The sequence below is a fragment of the Burkholderia sp. L-4 genome (assembly GCF_056856535.1).
On sequence record NZ_JBXEOX010000001.1, the window covers coordinates 3,419,250 to 3,437,774 of the forward strand.

General features: G+C 69.2%; 19 protein-coding genes. 6 read left to right on the forward strand and 13 right to left on the reverse strand.

What is annotated here, in order from left to right; genetic code table 11:
• Window position 1: 1 nt before the first annotated feature.
• The 7 genes from flgH to flgB are packed head-to-tail and all read right to left on the reverse strand — an operon-like array spanning window position 2 to window position 5,333.
• Window positions 2-691: a flagellar basal body L-ring protein FlgH gene (gene flgH, locus AC1VVG_RS15905; protein ID WP_034190314.1), complete on the reverse strand. Its 690-nt coding sequence runs from the start codon at window positions 689-691 to the stop codon at window positions 2-4.
• Window positions 692-712: 21 nt separating this feature from the next.
• Window positions 713-1,501, reverse strand: a complete 789-nt coding sequence (gene flgG / locus AC1VVG_RS15910; protein ID WP_006477564.1) for a flagellar basal-body rod protein FlgG — start codon at window positions 1,499-1,501, stop codon at window positions 713-715.
• Window positions 1,502-1,535: 34 nt separating this feature from the next.
• The gene (flgF, locus tag AC1VVG_RS15915; protein ID WP_034190313.1) at window positions 1,536-2,294 is read right to left on the reverse strand and encodes a flagellar basal-body rod protein FlgF; all 759 of its coding nucleotides are present in this window, start codon (window positions 2,292-2,294) and stop codon (window positions 1,536-1,538) included.
• Between the two features lie 19 nt (window positions 2,295-2,313).
• Window positions 2,314-3,558, reverse strand: a complete 1,245-nt coding sequence (flgE, locus tag AC1VVG_RS15920) for a flagellar hook protein FlgE (RefSeq protein ID WP_034190312.1) — start codon at window positions 3,556-3,558, stop codon at window positions 2,314-2,316.
• Window positions 3,559-3,585: 27 nt separating this feature from the next.
• On the reverse strand, window positions 3,586-4,335 hold the full coding sequence (locus AC1VVG_RS15925) for a flagellar hook assembly protein FlgD (protein WP_034190311.1): 750 nt from the start codon (window positions 4,333-4,335) through the stop codon (window positions 3,586-3,588).
• A 46-nt stretch (window positions 4,336-4,381) separates the two neighbouring features.
• The gene (gene flgC / locus AC1VVG_RS15930) at window positions 4,382-4,807 is read right to left on the reverse strand and encodes a flagellar basal body rod protein FlgC (protein ID WP_034190310.1); all 426 of its coding nucleotides are present in this window, start codon (window positions 4,805-4,807) and stop codon (window positions 4,382-4,384) included.
• Between the two features lie 37 nt (window positions 4,808-4,844).
• Window positions 4,845-5,333 (reverse strand): flagellar basal body rod protein FlgB, encoded by a 489-nt coding sequence (gene flgB / locus AC1VVG_RS15935; RefSeq protein ID WP_034190309.1) that lies wholly within the window; start codon window positions 5,331-5,333, stop codon window positions 4,845-4,847.
• A 204-nt stretch (window positions 5,334-5,537) separates the two neighbouring features.
• Here flgB and flgA point away from each other — a divergent pair, with 204 nt between their 5' ends.
• The 4 genes from flgA (at window position 5,538) to AC1VVG_RS15955 (ending at window position 9,240) form a co-directional block, all read left to right on the forward strand.
• A complete protein-coding gene (gene flgA / locus AC1VVG_RS15940) occupies window positions 5,538-6,752 on the forward strand; it encodes a flagellar basal body P-ring formation chaperone FlgA (protein ID WP_226229414.1) in 1,215 nt (404 codons plus the stop codon).
• A 118-nt stretch (window positions 6,753-6,870) separates the two neighbouring features.
• Window positions 6,871-7,200, forward strand: coding sequence for a flagellar biosynthesis anti-sigma factor FlgM (gene flgM / locus AC1VVG_RS15945; protein ID WP_034190307.1), 330 nt, complete (start codon window positions 6,871-6,873; stop codon window positions 7,198-7,200).
• Between the two features lie 72 nt (window positions 7,201-7,272).
• Window positions 7,273-7,713 (forward strand): flagella synthesis protein FlgN, encoded by a 441-nt coding sequence (locus AC1VVG_RS15950; protein WP_034190345.1) that lies wholly within the window; start codon window positions 7,273-7,275, stop codon window positions 7,711-7,713.
• Window positions 7,714-7,884: 171 nt separating this feature from the next.
• Window positions 7,885-9,240 carry an SGNH/GDSL hydrolase family protein gene (locus AC1VVG_RS15955; protein WP_482835836.1) on the forward strand — a complete coding sequence of 452 codons (1,356 nt, stop codon included), beginning with the start codon at window positions 7,885-7,887 and terminating at the stop codon, window positions 9,238-9,240.
• A 19-nt stretch (window positions 9,241-9,259) separates the two neighbouring features.
• Here the strand turns inward: AC1VVG_RS15955 and AC1VVG_RS15960 are convergent, their stop codons facing one another.
• Complete coding sequence (locus tag AC1VVG_RS15960; RefSeq protein WP_482835837.1) at window positions 9,260-11,110, reverse strand: M24 family metallopeptidase; 1,851 nt, start codon at window positions 11,108-11,110, stop codon at window positions 9,260-9,262.
• A gap of 415 nt (window positions 11,111-11,525) precedes the next feature.
• Between AC1VVG_RS15960 and AC1VVG_RS15965 the strand changes: the two genes are divergently transcribed.
• Entirely contained in the window at window positions 11,526-12,287 is a 762-nt protein-coding gene (locus AC1VVG_RS15965; protein WP_482835838.1) for a helix-turn-helix domain-containing protein, read from the forward strand.
• A gap of 34 nt (window positions 12,288-12,321) precedes the next feature.
• On the opposite strand, the gene AC1VVG_RS15970 is transcribed toward AC1VVG_RS15965, so the two are convergent.
• From AC1VVG_RS15970 to AC1VVG_RS15985, 4 genes are all read right to left on the reverse strand, one after another.
• Window positions 12,322-13,563 carry a multifunctional CCA addition/repair protein gene (locus AC1VVG_RS15970; RefSeq protein ID WP_034190303.1) on the reverse strand — a complete coding sequence of 414 codons (1,242 nt, stop codon included), beginning with the start codon at window positions 13,561-13,563 and terminating at the stop codon, window positions 12,322-12,324.
• Window positions 13,560-14,207, reverse strand: a complete 648-nt coding sequence (locus tag AC1VVG_RS15975) for a glutathione S-transferase family protein (protein WP_034190302.1) — start codon at window positions 14,205-14,207, stop codon at window positions 13,560-13,562. Before AC1VVG_RS15975 ends, AC1VVG_RS15970 begins: the two co-directional genes overlap by 4 nt.
• Window positions 14,208-14,274: 67 nt before the next feature.
• The gene (locus AC1VVG_RS15980; protein WP_482835839.1) at window positions 14,275-15,234 is read right to left on the reverse strand and encodes a complex I NDUFA9 subunit family protein; all 960 of its coding nucleotides are present in this window, start codon (window positions 15,232-15,234) and stop codon (window positions 14,275-14,277) included.
• Between the two features lie 57 nt (window positions 15,235-15,291).
• Entirely contained in the window at window positions 15,292-17,244 is a 1,953-nt protein-coding gene (locus tag AC1VVG_RS15985) for a lytic transglycosylase domain-containing protein (protein WP_034190300.1), read from the reverse strand.
• 8 nt (window positions 17,245-17,252) lie between these two features.
• On the opposite strand from AC1VVG_RS15985, the gene AC1VVG_RS15990 reads away from it, so the two are divergent.
• Window positions 17,253-17,861 carry a 5-formyltetrahydrofolate cyclo-ligase gene (locus AC1VVG_RS15990; protein WP_051701040.1) on the forward strand — a complete coding sequence of 203 codons (609 nt, stop codon included), beginning with the start codon at window positions 17,253-17,255 and terminating at the stop codon, window positions 17,859-17,861.
• Window positions 17,862-17,935: 74 nt separating this feature from the next.
• Here AC1VVG_RS15990 and AC1VVG_RS15995 read toward each other — a convergent pair whose 3' ends face one another.
• Entirely contained in the window at window positions 17,936-18,448 is a 513-nt protein-coding gene (locus AC1VVG_RS15995; protein WP_034190299.1) for a winged helix DNA-binding protein, read from the reverse strand.
• Window positions 18,449-18,525 lie beyond the last annotated feature (77 nt).

Consider the following 18,525-nt stretch of genomic DNA (forward strand, 5'->3'; position numbering starts at 1 on the left):
ATCACCACGGCGCGATGTTGAGGAAGAAGCGCTGCAGCCAGCCCATCGTCTCGGCTTCGTTGATGTAGCCCTTCGACGAGTATTCGATCTTCGCGTCGGCGACCTGCGTCGAGTAGACGGAGTTCGCGCCCGAGATCGTGTTCGGGTTGACGACGCCCGAGAAGCGCACGAATTCGTTACCTTGGTTGATCAGCATCTGCTTCTCGCCGCTGACCACGAGGTTGCCGTTCGGCAGCACGTTGGTGACGGTCACCGTGATCGTGCCGTTGAACGTGTTCGCCGCGCTCGCGCCGCCGGTCGCCGCGAACTTGTTGGCGCCGGTGGCCGACAGGTTCGCCTTCGCGAACAGCCCGCCGAGGAAGCCGGCCGTCGGCACGTTGAAGTCGGTGTTGCCCTGCCGGTTCGTGTTCGCGCCCGACGACTTGGTCGCGTTGATGTTCTCCGCGATCATGATCGTCAGGATGTCGCCGACGTTGCGCGGCCGCTGATCCTCGAAGAGCGGCCGCCCCGCGTAGCCCGGGTTGTAGATCGAGCCGGGCGCCTGCATCGACATCGGCATCGGCGGCTGCGCCGTCATCGGCTGCTGGATGATCGGATCGCGCGGAATCTGCGCGCAACCGGCGAGCGCCGCCACCGCGACCGCGCAGGCTGCGCGGACGGGGGCTGACGGGAGGAGGCGGACCTGCTTCATGGCGACGGCGGGACTTTCCGGTTAGCTCTTCATCTGCGTGACGGTCTGCAGCATCTGGTCGGACGTCGTCACGGCCTTGCTGTTGATCTCGTAGGCACGCTGCGTCTGGATCATGTTGACGAGTTCCTGCACGACGTTCACGTTCGACGCCTCGACGTAGCCCTGGTTGAGCACGCCCGCGCCGTTCAGCCCCGGCTGCGACACGTTCGGCGCGCCCGACGACGTCGTTTCCGCGAACAGGTTCTCGCCCTTCGCCTCGAGGCCGGTCGGGTTGATGAAGGTCGCGATCTGCAGCGAGCCGATCTGTACCGCGTTGCTCGAGCCCGGCTGCGTGACCGACACGACACCGTCCTTGCCGATCGTCAGCGACTGCGCGTTCTGCGGCACGGTGATCGCCGGCAGCACCTGGTAGCCGCTCGACGTGACGAGCTGGCCCTGCGCGTTGGTCTGGAACGAGCCGTCGCGCGTGTACGCGTTGGTGCCGTCCGGCATCAGCACCTGGAAGAAGCCCGCGCCGTTGATCGCGACGTCCTTCGAGTTGCCGGTCTGCGTGAGGCCACCCTGCGTGTACAGGCGCTCGGTCGCGACCTGCTGCACGCCGGTGCCGAGTTGCAGGCCCGACGGCAGCTCGGTCTGCTGCGTCGAGTTCGCGCCGGGCTGGCGGATGGTCTGGTACAGCAGATCCTCGAATACCGCGCGCGACGCCTTGAAGCCGTTCGTGCTGGTGTTCGCGAGGTTGTTCGAAATCACGTCCATCTGCGCCTGCTGCGCATTCATGCCGGTGGCGGCGATGTAGAGCGAACGGTTCACTTGTCGATTCTCCTGCGTGGGCTGGCGCGGGCGCTCAGCTGAAGTTGAGCAGCTGGTTCGCCGACTGCTCGTTCTGGTCGGCCGTCTGGATCAGCTTCGACTGAAGCTGGAACGCGCGCGCGTTGTCGATCATCGCGACCATCGCGGTCACCGGGTTGACGTTGCTGCCTTCGAGCGAATTCGGCGTGACGACCACGTTCGGGTCGGCGTCGGCCGGATTGCCGTCGGCGGTGCGGAACAGCCCGTCGTTGCCGCGCGTGAGCGTGGCCGGATCGGGATTGACGAGCTTCATCTGGTCGACGATCGCGACGGCCGTCGGCGGATCGCCCGGCATCAGCGCGGACACCGTGCCGTCCTTGCCGATCGTTACTTCCGCGTTCGGCGGCACCGAGATCGGGCCGCCGTTGCCGATCACCGGCAGGTTGCTCGCGTTGACGAGCTGGCCGTTCTCGTCGACGTGCAGGTTGCCGGCGCGCGTGTACGCCTCGCTGCCGTCGGCCACCTGCACCGACAGCCAGCCGGCGCCCTGCACGGCGACGTCGAGCGGGTTGCCGGTGCGCGTGATCGGGCCCGGTGCGTAATCCGCGCCGGGCGTCGATGCGAGCACGTAGGTGCGCGTCGTCGTCGGGTCGACGTTGCTGCCGTCGCCGAAATTCATCGGCACCGCGCGATACGTCGCGAGCTGCGCGCGAAAGCCCGTCGTCGACGCGTTCGCGAGGTTGTTCGCGACGATCGCCTGCTGGTCGAGCGACTGCGACGCGCCCGTCATCGCCGTGTAGATCAGTCGGTCCATGGCTGCCGGTTATCCGCGCTTACAGGTTGATGAGCGTCTGGTCGACGGTCTGCTGCGTCTTGATCGTCTGCGCGTTGGCCTGGTAGTTGCGCTGCGCGGTGATCAGGTTGACGAGCTGCGACGTGAGGTCGACGTTCGAGTTTTCGAGCGCGCTGCCCTGCAGCGTGCCGTGGTTCGTGCTGCCCGGCGCGGAGATCTGCGGCACGCCCGATGCGGAGGTTTCCGCATACTGGTTGCCGCCGAGGTTCACCAGCCCGTTCGGGTTGTTGAAGTTCGCGAGCGCGATCTGGCCGAGCACGGCGGTCTGGCCGTTCGAGTAGTTGCCGGTCAGCTTGCCGTCGGCGCCGATCGAGTAGGTCGTCAGCGTGCCGCTCGCATAGCCGTTCTGCGCGAGGTTGTTCACGCCGTCCTTGCCGCCGTACTGCGTGGTGCCGGTCAGGTCGAGCGTGAGGCTTTGCGGCGTCGCCGAGCCGTCGGTGTTCGGCACGGTGAACTGGAACTGGCCGAGCGACGTGGTCGGCGTCGGCGGCGTGCCCGTCGTCGTGCTCTTGATCGCGCCCGACGTATCGAACGTGACCGTGCCGAGGTCGGTCGCCGTCGCGGCGCCCTGCACGCCCGCGTACGCTTCCCACGTCCCGGCCGACGACTTCACGAAGTACATGTTGACCGCCTGCGAACCGCCGAGCGAGTCGTACACCTGGATCGACGTCGAGTAGTTGTACGTCGTGTTGTCGGTCGGGTCGAACGGCGTCTTGGTCGGCGTCTTGTCCTGCGAGTTCAGGTTGAACTGGCCGGTGATCTTGGTCGTCGCGGTCGGTGCGATGTTGGTCGTCGGCGCCTGCAGCGCCACGGTCTGCGCGGTGTTGATCACGCCGCCCGCGTTGGCCGCGTAGCCCATCAGGTTGCGGCCCTGCGAGTCGACGATGAAGCCGTTCTTGTCGCGCTGGAACGTGCCGTCGCGCGAGTACGTCGTCACGCCGTTGTTCGACATCTGGAAAAAGCCGTTGCCGTTGATCGCGACGTCGAGCGACGAATTCGTCGTATTGATCGTGCCCTGGCCGAACTGCTGCTGCACGGCATTCAGCGACGTGCCGATGCCGATCTGCGTGTTGACCGACGTCGCGACCGAGTTCGCGTACATGTCGGCGAACTGCGCGGTGCTCGACTTGAAGCCGACCGTGTTCGCGTTCGCGATGTTGTTGCCGATCACGTCGAGTGCGTTCGAGGCACCGGCGAGGCCGCTCAGACCCTGTTGATAACCCATTTCGATCTCCGTTTCGTGAAAGCTCGATCAGTTGGTGGTGGTGTCGCCGGCCGTGGACGACGTCTTGACGTTCGGGAAGATCGACGCGACCTGGGTGAGCCCGACCGTCGTACCGTTCGACAGCACCAGCCCCGCGGTGCCGTCCGCCTGCTTGATCACGCTCTGCACCGTGGCGGCCGCCAGCACGGTCGGCGCGTAGTTCTTGCCGTCGGTGCCCGTGTACTGCGCGCTGACCGTGTACGCGCCGTCCGGCAGCGCGTTGCCGGCCGCGTCGGTCGGCGTCCAGTTGAACGGCACGGTGCCGGCCGACTGCTTGCCCGCGTTGATCGTGTTGACGACGACGCCCGCGCTGTTCTTCACGGTGATCGTCAGGTTCGACACGTCGCTCGTGAGCGACACGCCGAACGGCGACGCCGCGCCGCTCTTCACCGCGACCGAATTGCCCGGCGCGAGCACGTTCGTGCCGATCAGCAGCGCGGCCTGCGTCTGCTGGCCGGCCGTGAGCTGCGTCGACAGCGACGTCAGCGACGTGTTCAGCTGCGCGATGCCGCTCACCGTGTTGATCTGCGCGAGCTGCGACGTCATCTGCGAGCTGTCGACCGGGCTCGTCGGATCCTGGTTCTGCAGCTGCGTGACGAGCAGCTTCAGGAACGTCGCCTGCAGGTCGCTCGCCGACGTGCCGTTGGTCGACGACACGTTGTTGGTGTTCATCGTGTCGGTCGGCAGGTTCGACACGTTCGTGCCGTTGCTGCCGATCGTCGTGCTGGAGGAAGTCATCCTGGTTGGCCTTCTGTCGGGTCTGTGAGGTCGGCGGGCGAACGGCTTACGAGCCGATCGTCAGCGTCTTGAGCATCAGCGTCTTCGCGGTGTTCAGCGTCTCGACGTTGGCCTGGTACGAGCGCGACGCCGAGATCATGTTCACCATCTCCTGCACCGGATCGACGTTCGGCATCTGCACGTAGCCGTTCGCGTCGGCGGCCGGGTTCGCCGGGTCGTAGGTCGACTTCATCGGCGACGGGTCGTCCATCACCTTCGTCACGCGCACGCCGCCCACGCCCTGGCCGGACGCGGTGCGCGCGCCGCCGATCGGGTCGGTCGCGAACACGACCTGCTTGGCCTTGTACGGCTTGCCGTCGGGGCCGGTGGCGCTGTCGGCGTTCGCGAGGTTCGACGCGGTGACGTTCAGGCGCTGCGATTGCGCGGACAGCGCCGAACCGGCGACGCCGAAGATGTTCATCAACGAAGGCATGGTGGCTCCTGGTGCGTGTGCTCGGGTACGGTTGCGCTTACGAGTTCGTCGAGATCGCGGCGATCATCGCCTTGATCTGCTGGGTCATCACGGTCATCCCGGTCTCGTAGTGCAGCGCGTTGTTCGCGAACTGCACGCGTTCGACGTCGAGATCGACCGTGTTGCCGTCGAGCGACGGCTGCAGCGGCATCCGGTATTGCGCGCGGCCGTAGTCGTCCGACGGGCCGCCGGTCGGGATCAGCTTCGCGGTGCCGGCCATGTGGCCGGCCGCCGTCGACACCATCGACATGCCGCTCGTCACGCCGGCCGGCTGCGTCATCGGCAACTGCGCGGCGTTGCTCGGCGCCAGGCCGCCGCTCGTCTGCTTCAGCGAGCGCGCGAGCGTCGACGCGAAATCGACGTCGCGGGCCTGGTAGCCCGGCGTGTCGGCGTTCGCGATGTTCGACGACAGCAGTTCCTGCCGGTAGGCGCGCACGTCGAGCGCCTGTCGGCCGAACGCGAATTCCGCATCGAGTTTGTCCAGCATGTGTGCGTCTCTCCGTATGAAGCGCTGCACGCCCCTCGCGCCGGATGGCGACCCGAGAGGCTTTTTTCCATGACAGCGATGGTAGGCGTCGGACGCAACCGGCAATCGGGCGAATAACGCGGCAAAGGCCCCCTCTATTCATCGTTTGCGCGACGGCCCGGCTCCCTAGAATGCAACTCGGATCAACGGATCGAGGACACGGCGATGACGGACAGCGCACTTCGCGGCAGGAACGGGCGGCTCACGCGCGTCCGGCGTGCGTGCGTGCTCGCCGCGGCGCTGTGGATCGCCGCACCGGCCGTGCACGCGGAAGACGGGATGATCGTGATTCCCGGCCGCGGCGAGACGGCGGAAGCCGCGCTCGCGCACGCCAACGCGGCGAACGCCGGCCAGTTCGGCGGGCCAACGGGAATGGCCTCGGGCGCGGGCATCGCGCCGGAAGCGGGCCGCGCGGTTTCGGGTGCGGGTGCCGCGGCCGGCTACGCGGCGCAACCGGCCGGCGCGATGGTCGTGACGACCGTCCCGCCGCCGGCGCCCGCGCCCGTTCGTGCAGCCGCCCGTGCGAACGCCGGCTACGGCGCGCAGCCACGCGCCGCCGACCCGACCGCGATCGCGACGGTCGTCGCCGGCACGGCCGAATCCGCATCAAATCCCGTGCGGCCGGCGCCCGCGCCTGCCGCCGCCGCCCGTTTCGCAGCGGCCCGCGCCGCGTCAGCCGCACCGGCGCCGCGCGCGGCAGCGGCTTCCGCGCCTCCGGCCCCGGCCGCCGCCGCGGCGCAGCCCGCGACGCCGCCCGGCCAGCAGGATCCCGAGACGATCCGCCGCGCGGCCCTCGCGTTCCTGCAGCAGCAGATCGCCGGCCTGCCCGGCAAGACCACCGCGACGGTCACGACCGCGTTTCCGCGCGGGCTCGCCGCGTGCACGACGCTCGAGCCGTTCCTGCCGACCGGCGCGCGCCTGTGGGGCCGCACGACGGTCGGCGTGCGCTGCGCGGGCGAGCGGCCGTGGACCGTCTACCTGCAGGCGAAGGTCGCCGTGCAGGCCACCTATTACGTCGCCGCGCGCCAGATCGCGCCCGGCGAGCCGCTCTCCGCGGCCGACCTGGTCGCCCGCGACGGCGACCTGACGGTCATGCCGCTCGCGGTGATCACCGATCCCGCGCAGGCGATCGGCGCGACCGCGCTCGCGCGCATCTCGGCCGGCCTGCCGCTGCGGCAGGACATGCTGAAGAGCGCGGCGTCGGTATCCGCCGGCCAGACGGTGCGGGTCGTCGCGGCCGGGCCCGGCTTCACGATTTCGGCCGAAGGCAGCGTGCTCGCGAACGCGGCGCCGGGCCAGTCGGTGCGGGTGCGGATGGCGGCGGGCCAGATCGTCACGGCGATCGTCAAGGACGCCGGCACCGTGGAAATTCCGCTATAGGGACGGATCGAACAGCAAGAGTGTAAAGAATTGTTTATTCGGAGCATTTCGGGCTCGCGATGCTAAAGTTCGGGCCGACCCGGCCGTTATCTGGGTCAAACCGTACAGGAAACCCATCGTGAAGATCGATTCCACTCCGAACCCGAGCCCCCTGGCGCCGACCGGCAACGGCGCGTCCCGTGCGCAATCCGGCACGGCCCAGTCGTCCGCGCCGGCGGCCGACGCCGGATCGACCGGCGGCGACACGAGCGTGAACCTGTCGGGTCTGTCCGGCCAGCTGCGCTCGGTATCCGCGTCGGGCGACGCCGATATCGACACGGGTCTGGTCCAGTCGATCAAGGACGCGCTGAACAACGGCACGTTGACGATCGACGCGAGCAAGATTGCCGACGGCGTATTGAACACCGCCCGCGAGCTGCTGCAGCAGCAGCGCCCGCAGGGTAACTAAGCGGCCCAGGCCGGTTCCACCGGTTTGCCGGCGCGCGCCCACCGCGCGCACCGGCGCGACGAGCATGACGCGATGAGAGAAGAGCTGCTGGCCACGGTCAACGACGAACACGCGACGGTCGAAGCGTTCGCGTCCCTGCTCGTCTACGAGGAAAAGGCGCTGACGACGGCCGAGCCGCTCGAGATGCTGCCCGGCATCGTCGAAAGGAAAAGCGCGCTGATCGACCGGCTCGCGCAGCTCGAACGCACGCGCGACACGCAGCTTTCCGCGCTCGGTTTTCCGGCCGGCAAGAAGGGCATGGACCAGGCCGCCGAGCGCGATGCGCGCCTCGCGGGCCGCTGGCAGTTGCTGCAGCAGGCCGCCGAACGCGCGCGCCAGGCCAATGCGAACAACGGGATGCTGATCCGCATCCGGATGGACTACAACGAGCGCGCGCTCGCGGTGCTGCGCTCGGCGCCCGCACCCACCGGCGTCTACGGCCCGGACGGGCGCGTCTCGGCGCTGGCCCGCTGACCGGCCGCCGCCGCACTCACCGCCTCTCACCGCCTCTCACCGCCTCTCGCCGCCGTTCGCGGCCACTCACGATTCGACAGACCGGGCCCGAGCCCGGCACCCACGGTCCCTTCCGATACACGGCCGCGCAACCGCGCCGCCGTCCCGTCACAACAATCAGAAGAGGGCCGCATGCCGTATTTCCGTATTCCGTTGTTTTCCCGTATCGTCGCCGTTTCCGCTGCCGCGGCGCTGGGCGCCGCGCTGACGCTCCCCGCCGCGCGCGCCGCCGGCCCCGCGCCGCTGCCCACGCCGACGGGCGACATGTCGTTGTCGCCGGCCGGCCCCGACGTCGCGCCGCCGGCCGCGTCGGGCACGCCCGGCGCGACGGCGCGCGCCGCGCGCCGCGGGTCCGACACCTACACGTACCTGCGCTGCTGGTACCGGATCGACGCGGATCCGCTGAAGCCGGCCGCGACCTACGAATGGGCGCGCGACCCGGCCGGCGGCGACTGGTATCGCGTGCCCGGCTACTGGTGGGCCGACGGCGCCACGCAGTGGAAGAACATGTTCTACAGCACGACGCCGCAGGACACGCTCGCCGACGTGTGCCGCAAGACGCTGGCCGCGAAAGGCATCCAGGCCGGCCTCACGCAGGCGGTCGCGGCCAACAACGCGCTGTCGTTCAACTACACGGTGTGGCCCCTCGACGACGCGCGGCAGGATGCGCGCGTCAACAAGCTGATCGTGTTCGGCGACAGCCTGTCCGACACCCAGAACATGTTCAACGCGAGCCAGTGGAAGCTGCCGAACGGCACGAGCTGGCATGCGGGGCGCTTCAGCAACGGCCCGGTGTGGGCCGAATATCTCGCCAACGCGCTGCGGCTGCCGTTCTACAACTGGGCGATCGGCGGCGCGGCGACCGACCAGCACCTCGTCGTGCCGGGCCTCGTGCAGCAGATCGACTCGTGGCGCGAATACATGGATCGCGCGCCGGACTACCGGCCCGCCAACACGCTGTTCGCGGTGTTCGCGGGCGGCAACGATCTCGTGAACTACGGACGCTCGCCCGAGCAGGCGGCGAATGCGGTGCGCGACAGCCTCGAGCGGCTCGCCGCGGCCGGCGCGACGCGGATCATGCTCGTCACGCTGCCGGACGTGTCGCGCGCGCCGGTGTTCGCGACCCGCGCCGACACGGCGAGCGTCGCCGCGCAGGTCAGGGACTACAACCGGCGGCTCGTCGACGCGGCCGCCGCGCTGCGCGATCGCTACGGCGCGGCGCTGCGGCTCGAGGTGTTCGACGCCTATGCGCCGTTCGACGACCTGCTGAGCCACCCGGCCCGGTACGGCTTCGACGACGCGACGCGCGCGTGCCTCGACATCCCGAAACCGTCGTCGCTCACCTACCTGGGCGCGCAGACGCCGCGGGCGGACTGCCGCGACCCGGCGCGCTTCGTGTTCTGGGACACGCTGCACCCGACGACGCGCACGCATGCGTGGCTCGCCGAGCGGATCGCGCCGTTCGTGCGCGCGCGCCTGCTGAACTGACCGCCGCGGGCGGCGGTGCCTACAGCAGCGGACACGCGGTGACCTGCGTGCCGCGCTCCACGCACAGCCGCTCGTAGTCGCGCAGGTACGCGCGCTCGCCGTCGTCGAGCAGGTCGAGATCGATCAGGTCCCAGTCGTAGCCGACCGTCACGATGTTCTCGAACGTCACGGTATCCGGCTGCGTGTCGTCGGGCCGGATGATCACGATGTTCTCGATCCGCACGCCGCCCTTGCCCGCCAGGTAGATGCCCGGCTCGACCGAAATCACCGCATTCGGCACCAGCCCGTACTTCGCGCCGGGCGCGAACCGCACGCCGCCCTCGTGCACGTGAATCCCGACGCCATGCCCGGTGCCGTGGCCGAAATCGTGGCCGTGGTCGCGGCACACCTGCCGCACGAGCGCATCGACGTCGGCGCCCGTCGCCGTGCTCGGGAAGCGCGCGACGAGCCCCTTGATGCAGGCCTTCAGCGCGACGGTGTAGATCTCGCGCTGCCACGGCTGCGCCACCGTATCCGGACGCGTGCGGCGCAGCACGACGCGCGTGCAGTCCGTCGCGAAGCCGGCTTCGTAGTAAGCGCCGCTGTCGAGCAGCACGAGCTCGCCTTCCGTCAGCTCGACGCCGGCGCTCGCCGCCGTGTAGTGTGCGAACGCGCTGTTCGCGCCGTTCGCCGCGATCGACGGAAACGTCAGCGCGACGGCCGAACGCGCGCCGTACGCGTCGTTGATCGTGCGCGCCAGGTCGTATTCGGTATGGCGGGCGCCCGGCTCGCCGGTCTTCGCCCAGCGCATCGTCTCGGCGATCGCCGCGGAGCTGCGCGCGAATGCGTCGCGGAAGCGCTCGAGCACCGCCGGCGTCTTGCTCGCCCGCATCGCCTCGACCGGGTTGAAATCGGCATGCCGCGCGTGCGGCCACACGCGGCTCACCGCGTCGACGAGCGCGCAATTCACCGATTCGAAGCCGTAGCACACGTGCTCGACCGCGAACCGCGCGAGAAAGCGCTCGAGCGCCGCGACATCGCGGCGGATCACGTGCAGCGCCGGATACGAATCGAGCGCGACCGGGCAGCGATCGCAGCCTTCCGGCAGGAACAGCACGACCTGGCCGCCGACCGCGAACAGGAACCCGAGGTGCGACGACGCATTCGGGATGTGATAACCGCGGCTGTTCAGCAGATACGCGAGATCGTCCGACGCGCACGAGAAGAACGCGGTCTTGCCGTCGGCCGCGCCGGTATGCGCGGCGAGCCGGCGGTTCAGCGTGTCGAGGTTCTGCGCGACGCTCAGGCCCGTCATCGATTCCGGCACCTCGAAGATCGGCCGCTCGACGATCCAGCCCGGCAGCGCGATCGCGCGGTCGATCTCGCGATCGGCGAGGCCCGTCCAGTCGAGCGACGCGGCCTGCGTCTGCGCGAATAGCCGGTCGCGCTGCGCGACGCTGATCCGCAGCGCGTCGTAGCCGACCCGCTCGAGCCGGCTCGCATGCGCAACCAGCCAGTCGGCCATCGCCTGCCAGATCGTCACGTTCATCCCGAGCTTCTCGATATGCACGCGCGCCGGATCGCACTGCTGCTCGGCCTGCAGGTGATACCGGCCATCGACGAACAGCACGAACGGCGGCACGCCGAGCGCCTGCGCGGTGGTCGCGCTCACGAAGATCCCGCAGCCGGCCGACCCGTCGAAGCCCGACAGCGCGTAGCGCGGATTGTTGCTGCGCGGCAGGTACTCGGTCACGTATTCGTCCTGCGACGTGACGACCACCGCGTCGAGGCGCGCGGCGTCGAGCAGGCGCGACAGGCCGGCCTGCGTGTCGGCGACGGACGCGTCGTACGGAGGCAGGCCGGAGAAGCTGTATTTCAGTCGATCGATCATCGTGTGCCCGTTATTCATTGTTGTCGGCGGCCGGCGGCGTGACGCGGCATGGCGCATGCCTGAAGCGACACGCCGCCCTGACGCGGATCACGCACGGCCCGGCGCGCAGCCGGGCCGCGGTGCCGTTCCGGCAGCAGGCCCTCGGGGAATTTTTGTCTCACTTAACTTTGTTTGATGCGCGACAGAATCTAGAGCACGCTGAAATTGAGGTCAAGCTAAAATTTTCGTAGGACTAAAATCGGCACGATGGCTGCGGATCCCGGCACAGCGCCAGATCGCCCGGCGACACCGCGCGGTACAATGCGCCGGCATCGCCGTCCCGGCGGCCGTGCTTCGTGCGATGCGCGGAAAGCAAGTCCCGGCGACTGCACCGCCTCTCCGCTCGCCTGCCGACTCGTTGCCACGAAAGAGATTCATGGATTCAGACATCATGCGTATCGGCCTGCGCATTCGCGGCCTGCGCCGGGAAGCGAAGAAGACGCTGCTGGAGGTCGCGACCGAGGCGAAGCTGTCGGTCGGGTTCCTGTCGCAGGTCGAGCGGCATCTCACCGGCATCTCGCTGTCTTCGCTCGTCAACGTCGCCAAGGCGCTCGACGTCCCGCTCGGCGCGCTGATCGACCAGCCGCGCCAGGCGCAGCCCGATTCGCACGAAGGCAGCCGCCAGCCGTACGCGCTCGACGCCACGTCGCAGTGGTACGAGCGGCTCTCCACCACCTTCGACGGCAGCCAGGTCCACGCGCTCAAGGTGCGGATGATGGAAGGCTACCGCTCGGAATGGGTGTCGCACGGCGGCGACGAGTTCGTGTACGTGCTGGCCGGCCGCATCTGCTACACGATCGGCAAGAAGGTTTACCCGCTGGCGCCCGGCGATTCGCTGCACTTCGATGCGCGCAAGCGGCATCGGGTCGCGAACGTCGGCGACGGGCCGGCCGAGCTGATCGCGGTCGGCACGCTCCCGCTGTTCGACGACCGGTGTGCCGAACTGGCGTCGGCGACGATGGACATCAGGCAGCCGGCGGCGGGTAAGCCGCGCGTGACCCGACGCGGCGATCGTGGCGCCGATGCGGCACGGCCGGCCAAGGCCGGTACGGCAGACCCGCAGGCTTCGGCGAAGCCGCGCGCGGCCCCCGGCAAACGCGCGGCGGCCGCCACCCCGGCGCGCAAGAAGAAGTCGTAGCGGCCGCGGGCGCGCGCCGCCCGGTTCGCCGCCCTTATTCGCCGATCTCGAGCGCTTGCGCGACGGCCTGGATCCGCGCGCGATGCACGGCATCCTTGATCTTCTCCGCGTCGTTGCCGATGCCGCGCGCGATCGCGCCGGCATCGACGCTGCGCGCCGCCGCGAGCGCGACACGCAACCGCTCGGCCTGCGGATACGGCTGCGTCTCGAGCCCGAGCCGCCCGCGCGCATCCGATTCGCACGCCTGCAGCATCTCGGCGAAACGCGCGGGCTTGCGCAGCGCATCGCTGCGCTCGAACAGCCGCACCAGCGCGGCCGCGCCCATCTCCATCACGCGATGCAGGTTGCCGTGCTCGCGCGCGACCACCAGCGCGAGATCGCGGCACTCGTTCGGCACGCGCAGCCGCTCGCACAACGGCTTGAGCAGGTCGACGCTGCGGCCTTCGTGGCCGACGTGGCGCGGCAGCACGTCGGCGGGCGTCGTCGCCTTGCCGAGATCGTGCGTGAGCGCCGCGAAGCGCACCGGCAGCGAATAGCGCTGCTTCGCCGCATAGTCGACCACCATCATCACGTGCACGCCGGTATCGACTTCCGGGTGGTAGTCGGCCCGCTGCGGCACGCCCCACAGCGCGTCGACCTCGGGCAGGATGCGCACGAGCGCGCCGCACTCGCGCAGCACCGCGAACATCCGCGACGGCTTCGCCTCCATCAGCCCGCGCGCGATTTCCTGCCATACGCGTTCGGGCACGAGCGCGTCGACCTCCCCCGCGTCGACCATCCGGCGCATCAGCGCGAGCGTTTCGTCCGCCACCGTGAAATCCGCGAACCGTGCGGCAAAGCGCGCAATGCGCAGGATCCGCACCGGATCCTCGACGAATGCGTCGCTCACGTGCCGGAACACGCGCGCCCGCAGGTCGGCCTGCCCGTCGAACGGATCGATCACGGGCCCGACCAGCCCGCCTTCCGGGCTCACCTCGCGCGCCATCGCGTTGATCGTCAGGTCGCGCCGCGCGAGATCCTCGTCGAGCGTCACGTCCGGCGCGTAGTGGAACTGGAAGCCGTGATAGCCGGCCGCCGTCTTGCGCTCGGTGCGCGCCAGCGCGTACTCCTCCTGCGTCTGCGGATGCAGGAACACCGGGAAATCCTTGCCGACCGGCCGGAACCCCTGCGCGGCCATCTGCTCGGGCGTCGCGCCCACCACCACGTAGTCGCGGTCCTGCACGGGCACGCCGAGCAATTCGTCGCGGATCGCTCCGCCTACTGCGTAGATATTCATGGCGTCGGCTCGTATTCGGCGATCACGGTCGTTTCGCGGCGCGCGGCGTCGATCCAGCGCTGCACGGCCGGCAGCGCCGTCACGCGCGCCGCGTAGCCGGCCGCTTCCGGCGACAGGCCCGGCGCATACGTGTTGAAGCGCATCACCACCGGCGCGTACATCGCATCGGCGATCCCGAATTCGCCGAACAGGAACGGCCCGCCCGACGCCTCGAGGCACGCGCTCCACAGCGCATCGATGCGCGCGACGTCGGCGAGCGCATCCGGCGTCGCGCCGCGCCCCGGCATCGACGCGCGCACGTTCATGCCCATCTGCGTGCGCAGCGCCGCGAAGCCCGCGTGCATCTCGGCCGACACGCAGCGCGCATGCGCCCGCTCGAGCGGGTCGGCCGGCCACATCGGCAACTGCGGATAGCGCTCGGCGAGCGTCTCGGCGATCGCGAGCGAATCCCAGATCGCGACGCCGTGATCGTCGACGAGGCACGGCACCTTGCCGGACGGCGAATACTCGAGGATGCGCGCGGCGGTGTCGTCGCGGCGCAACTCGACCGCGATCTCGTCGAACGGGATGCCGAAATGCGTGAGCAGCACCCACGGGCGCATCGACCACGACGAGTAGTTCTTGTCACCAATGACGAGTTTCATGACGGTTTTCCGGACAACGCAAAAAGGAAACGGAAAGGGGCTGAACGTCCGCGCCCCGCGCGGCGCGCTAGCGGCGCGAGCGGAACCAGTCGAAGCGCGAGCGCTTCGTCGCTTCGCCGAGATACGCGGGCGCGATGCTTTCGAGACTCGCGGGCGAGATCCCGAGTTCCGGCGCGAGCGGGCCGGACAGCACGTTCGGCACCGACATCGACGCGAGGTTGTCGCGTGTGATCACGGGCTCGCCGGGCAGGCATTCGAACACGCGCGCCTGCAGCCGCGCGAGCGCGTCGGGCAGCCGCACGATGCGTGCCTGCCGGCCAACCAGCGTGCCGCAATAGCGCACCAGCTGCTCGAGCGTATAGACGGTCGGCCCGCCGAGTTCGTAGGTCTTGCCGTGCGCGGCCGCGAGATCGAGGGTGTTGACGAACGCGCGCACGACGTCGCCGACGAACACCGGCTGGAAGCGCGCATCGGGCATCGCGAGCGGCAGCACGGGCACCGTGCGCTGCAGGTTCGCGAACGTGTTGAGGAACGCGTCGCCGGGGCCGAACACGACCGACGGGCGGAAGATCGTCAGCGCGAGCGAATCGGTCGCCGCGACCGCATGCAGCGCGGCTTCGCCGTCGCCCTTCGAGCGCTGGTACATGCTCGGGCCGCGCGAATCGGCGCCGAGCGCGCTCATGTGCAGCAGGCGCCGCACGCCGACCTCGGTGCAGGCGCTCGCGAGCGCGGCCGGCAGCGCGACGTGCGCGCGCTCGAAACCGGGCCCGTACGGCGTGCCGCGGTCGCCGTGCAGCACGCCGACCAGGTTGATCGCCGCGTGCGCGCCGGCGACGAAGCGCGCGAGCGTGCGCGTGTCGAGGGCGTCGAGCTCGACGATCTCGACCGGCAGCATCTGGAGGTGGCGCGCGTGGTCGCGCCGGCGCGTGCCGATCCGTACCTGCTTGCCGGCGTCGATCAGCGCATTGACGAGCCGGCTGCCGATGAAGCCGGTGCCGCCCAGCAGCGCGACGGTCTGGCGATCCATGTTCGGAACCTCAAAAGAGCACTGCCGCGTCTCGCGCGGCAGTGTGAAGATTGCGTATCAGGGCGAGATCATGCCTAGACGTTTCTTCAACGACTGCGGTTTGCCCTCGAAGAGCGCCGCGTAGTAGACGGTATTCGACAGCACGTTCTTCACGTAGTCGCGCGTCTCGTTGAACGGAATCGTCTCCGCGAAGATCGCGCCTTCGACCGGCTGCGTCAACACCTGGCGCCACTGGCGCGGCCGGCCCGGGCCCGCGTTGTAGCCGGCGGTGGCGAGCACCGGCGAGCTGTCGAAGTTGTTGTAGATGTCCGCCAGATACCAGGTGCCGAGCTGGATGTTGGTATCGATGTCGTGCATCTGCGCACGCGTGATCGTGCCCATGCCGAGCTTCTTCGCGACCATCTGAGCCGTCGCGGGCATCAGCTGCATCAGGCCGCCCGCGCCCACCGACGAACGCGCGCTGATGATGAAGCGCGATTCCTGGCGGATCAGCCCGTACGCCCATTCGACGTCGAGGCCCGTCGATTGCGCATAGCGCTCGACGATGTTGCGGTACGGCGACGGGTAGCGCAGCGTGAAGTCGTGCTCGGCCTTCGTGCGGTCGGCCGTGTTGACCGTGCGGTCGAGCAGCTCGACGCGCTTGCCGTATTCGGCGGCCGCGAGCAGCTGGCGATCGGTCATCCCGCGCAGCGGCCAGTTCCATTCGCGATTGCCTTCGAGGCGCAGGTTCAGCGCGTAGAAGCGCTGCGCGAGCGCGAAGCCCGGAATCTTGCCCATCGCGTCGATCTCGGCGTCGCTCACCTTGGTGCGCGGCGGGATCGACGTGCGCTGGCCGAGCTCTTCGCCGGCGAGCTGCCCGTAGAAGTTGAACTGCCCGGCGACCTGCTCGAATTCCTGGTTCGCCTGCAGCGTGTCGCCGCTCTGCTTGAGCGCGCGCGCATGCCAGTAGATCCACGCCGGATCGTTGCGCAGCGACGGCGGCATCTGCTCGATCGACCAGCGCACCATCGGCCAGTTGCCGGCGAGCAGCGCGGCGCGCGTGCGCCATTCGTAGCCCGGATTCGACAGCGGCGCGTTCGCGGATTTCGCGTACCAGACCGACGCGAGCGGCGAACGCTTGATCGCGCCCTGGTAGCCGATCGCGCCCCACGCGATCGCCTGTTCCTGCTTGGTCAGCGACGGCGCGACCGTCGTCAGCATCCCCGCGGCGGCGTCCGGATCGTTGCGCGCCATGCGGCCGAGTGCGATCAGCGCGAGCTGGTGCGACGTCGCGTCGGCGCCGACGCCGCGCGCGAGGTACAGCGGCGGCGCGCTCGTCGCCTGGTCGAAACCGACCGGGCGCGGGCCGAGCGCGTCGACGATCTTGCCGCCGAGCGTCGTGTAGTTCTGCTCGTAGGCGAGGCGCGCCTGCTGCCACACGTCGTCGCTCGTGAACTGCTGGTTGACGGTGAGCGCGGTGATCAGGTCGACGCACGCATCGCCGTAGTTCTTCGGCTCGACGAGCAGCGCCCGCGCCGCGTCGGCGACGTTCTCGCCGCGCGCCGCGCGCGATTCGAGCGCGTAGCACTTGACCTGCGTGTCGTCGTCGAGCACGAAGCGCTTGTACTGGTCGTCGAAGTTGCGCCAGTCGTGGCGCGCGCCGAGCACGAGCAGGTAATCGTTGCGCAGGCGGTCGGCGATCGCCTGGCCGTCGTAGCGCTGCAGGAACGACTGCACGGGCGCGTCCGGCGCATCGACGCGCGCGCGTCCCGTCGAATCGAACAGCTGCGGCTTGATCTGGAAATACTCGACGTAGGACGGGACCGGATAGTTCGGGATCATCGACGCGAGCTGCGCGGCTTTCGCGGCGTCGTTGCGGCGTGCGGCTTCGCGAAGCTGTACGAAGATCTGGTCATCCCCGGCGACCGTGTCGTCGTTCGGTGCGGCGCACGCGGCCGTACCGGCGACGAGCGCGGCGGCCGAAAGCGTCAGCGCGACCGCGCGATATACTCGGAAAAGGCTGTTCGACATCGATTTGAATGGAGCACGAAGTGAGCGAAAGCATAGCACGCAACCCTGTGCCGAACCCGAAGGTTGCGCTGCGCAAAACGCTGTCCGGCGCGCGTCGCGACGCCGCGTCGCAGCCCGCCGCGAACGCCGCGCTCGACGCCCGCCTGCGCTTGCTGCTCGACCGTCTGGCGCCGCGCACGGTCGGCTTCTACTGGCCGCTGCCCGGGGAATTCGATGCGCGCGACGCGGTGCTCGCCTGGTGCGCGGCGGGCGCCGGCCGGCGCGCCGCGTTGCCGGTGATCGGCGCGCGTCATGCGCCGCTCGCGTTCCATGCATGGGATGCGCACACGCCGATGCGCGAAGGTCATCACCGGATTCCGGAACCGGCGTCGGGAATCGTCGTCGTGCCCGACCTGTTGCTGATTCCCTGTGTGGGATTCGATCCGGAGCGCTACCGGCTCGGCTACGGCGGCGGCTATTACGACCGCACGCTCGCCGCGTGGCCGGGCGACGCGCCGCCCGTGACGGTCGGCATCGCCTATGAAGCGTGCCGCGTCGACGCGCTGCCGGCCGAAGCGCACGATCTCGCGCTGCGCTGGATCGTGACCGACGGCGCGCTCTACCCGGCCGCCGGATGACGCGGCGCGCGGCGCCGCGATCGTCGTCGCCGGCCCGTCAGCGCAACGCCGCGCGCAACCGCCCGGGCAATCGTTTACAGCGACGCCGCCGCGCGCGCGGCCGTGTCGTAGAGGCCCGACGCGTGGCGCAGCAACTGCGCCGCGTCGCCGATCTGCTCGTTGGTGAGCCCGCTGTCCTTCAGCGTCTCGATCAGGCAGTGCTCGCGCACCTCGCGGTATTTCAGGCACAGCTCGCGGCCCGCGTCGGTCGCGAAGAAAAAGGCTTCCTTGCCGCTCTTCTCGCTCTTCACATAGCCGCGCGCGATCAGTTTTTTCAGCGCATAGGTCGCGACGTGCGTATCCTCGATATTGAGCACGAAGCAGATGTCGGCGAGCTTCTTCTTGCGTTCGCGATGGCTGACGTGATGCAGCAGCGACACCTCGACCGCCGTCATGTCCTTCGCGCCGGCCGCCGACATGCAGCGCACCATCCAGCGGTTGAATGCGTTGCCGGCCATGATGAGCCCGTATTCGAGCTCCGACAGCTCCGCGCTCGAATCGGAAACGAGGTGTTCGGATGACACGATCTTGGTCGGATGACGCTTCATGGAAAGGCGGCGCAAGCAGGATGTCAGGGTGTGCCGAGTGTACGCCAGAAGCCGCTGTATACGGGCTAGGCGAAAAC

Bases quoted from the DNA above. Each gene is read 5' to 3' on its own strand.
- flgH (WP_034190314.1), bottom strand. From the start codon at position 691: ATGAAGCAGGTCCGCCTCCTCCCGTCAGCCCCCGTCCGCGCAGCCTGC.
- flgF (WP_034190313.1), bottom strand. From the start codon at position 2,294: ATGGACCGACTGATCTACACGGCGATGACGGGCGCGTCGCAGTCGCTC.
- flgE (WP_034190312.1), bottom strand. From the start codon at position 3,558: ATGGGTTATCAACAGGGTCTGAGCGGCCTCGCCGGTGCCTCGAACGCA.
- AC1VVG_RS15925 (WP_034190311.1), bottom strand. From the start codon at position 4,335: ATGACTTCCTCCAGCACGACGATCGGCAGCAACGGCACGAACGTGTCG.
- flgC (WP_034190310.1), bottom strand. From the start codon at position 4,807: ATGCCTTCGTTGATGAACATCTTCGGCGTCGCCGGTTCGGCGCTGTCC.
- flgB (WP_034190309.1), bottom strand. From the start codon at position 5,333: ATGCTGGACAAACTCGATGCGGAATTCGCGTTCGGCCGACAGGCGCTC.
- flgA (WP_226229414.1), top strand. From the start codon at position 5,538: ATGACGGACAGCGCACTTCGCGGCAGGAACGGGCGGCTCACGCGCGTC.
- AC1VVG_RS15950 (WP_034190345.1), top strand. From the start codon at position 7,273: ATGAGAGAAGAGCTGCTGGCCACGGTCAACGACGAACACGCGACGGTC.
- AC1VVG_RS15955 (WP_482835836.1), top strand. From the start codon at position 7,885: ATGCCGTATTTCCGTATTCCGTTGTTTTCCCGTATCGTCGCCGTTTCC.
- AC1VVG_RS15960 (WP_482835837.1), bottom strand. From the start codon at position 11,110: ATGATCGATCGACTGAAATACAGCTTCTCCGGCCTGCCTCCGTACGAC.
- AC1VVG_RS15965 (WP_482835838.1), top strand. From the start codon at position 11,526: ATGGATTCAGACATCATGCGTATCGGCCTGCGCATTCGCGGCCTGCGC.
- AC1VVG_RS15970 (WP_034190303.1), bottom strand. From the start codon at position 13,563: ATGAATATCTACGCAGTAGGCGGAGCGATCCGCGACGAATTGCTCGGC.
- AC1VVG_RS15975 (WP_034190302.1), bottom strand. From the start codon at position 14,207: ATGAAACTCGTCATTGGTGACAAGAACTACTCGTCGTGGTCGATGCGC.
- AC1VVG_RS15980 (WP_482835839.1), bottom strand. From the start codon at position 15,234: ATGGATCGCCAGACCGTCGCGCTGCTGGGCGGCACCGGCTTCATCGGC.
- AC1VVG_RS15985 (WP_034190300.1), bottom strand. From the start codon at position 17,244: ATGTCGAACAGCCTTTTCCGAGTATATCGCGCGGTCGCGCTGACGCTT.
- AC1VVG_RS15990 (WP_051701040.1), top strand. From the start codon at position 17,253: ATGGAGCACGAAGTGAGCGAAAGCATAGCACGCAACCCTGTGCCGAAC.
- AC1VVG_RS15995 (WP_034190299.1), bottom strand. From the start codon at position 18,448: ATGAAGCGTCATCCGACCAAGATCGTGTCATCCGAACACCTCGTTTCC.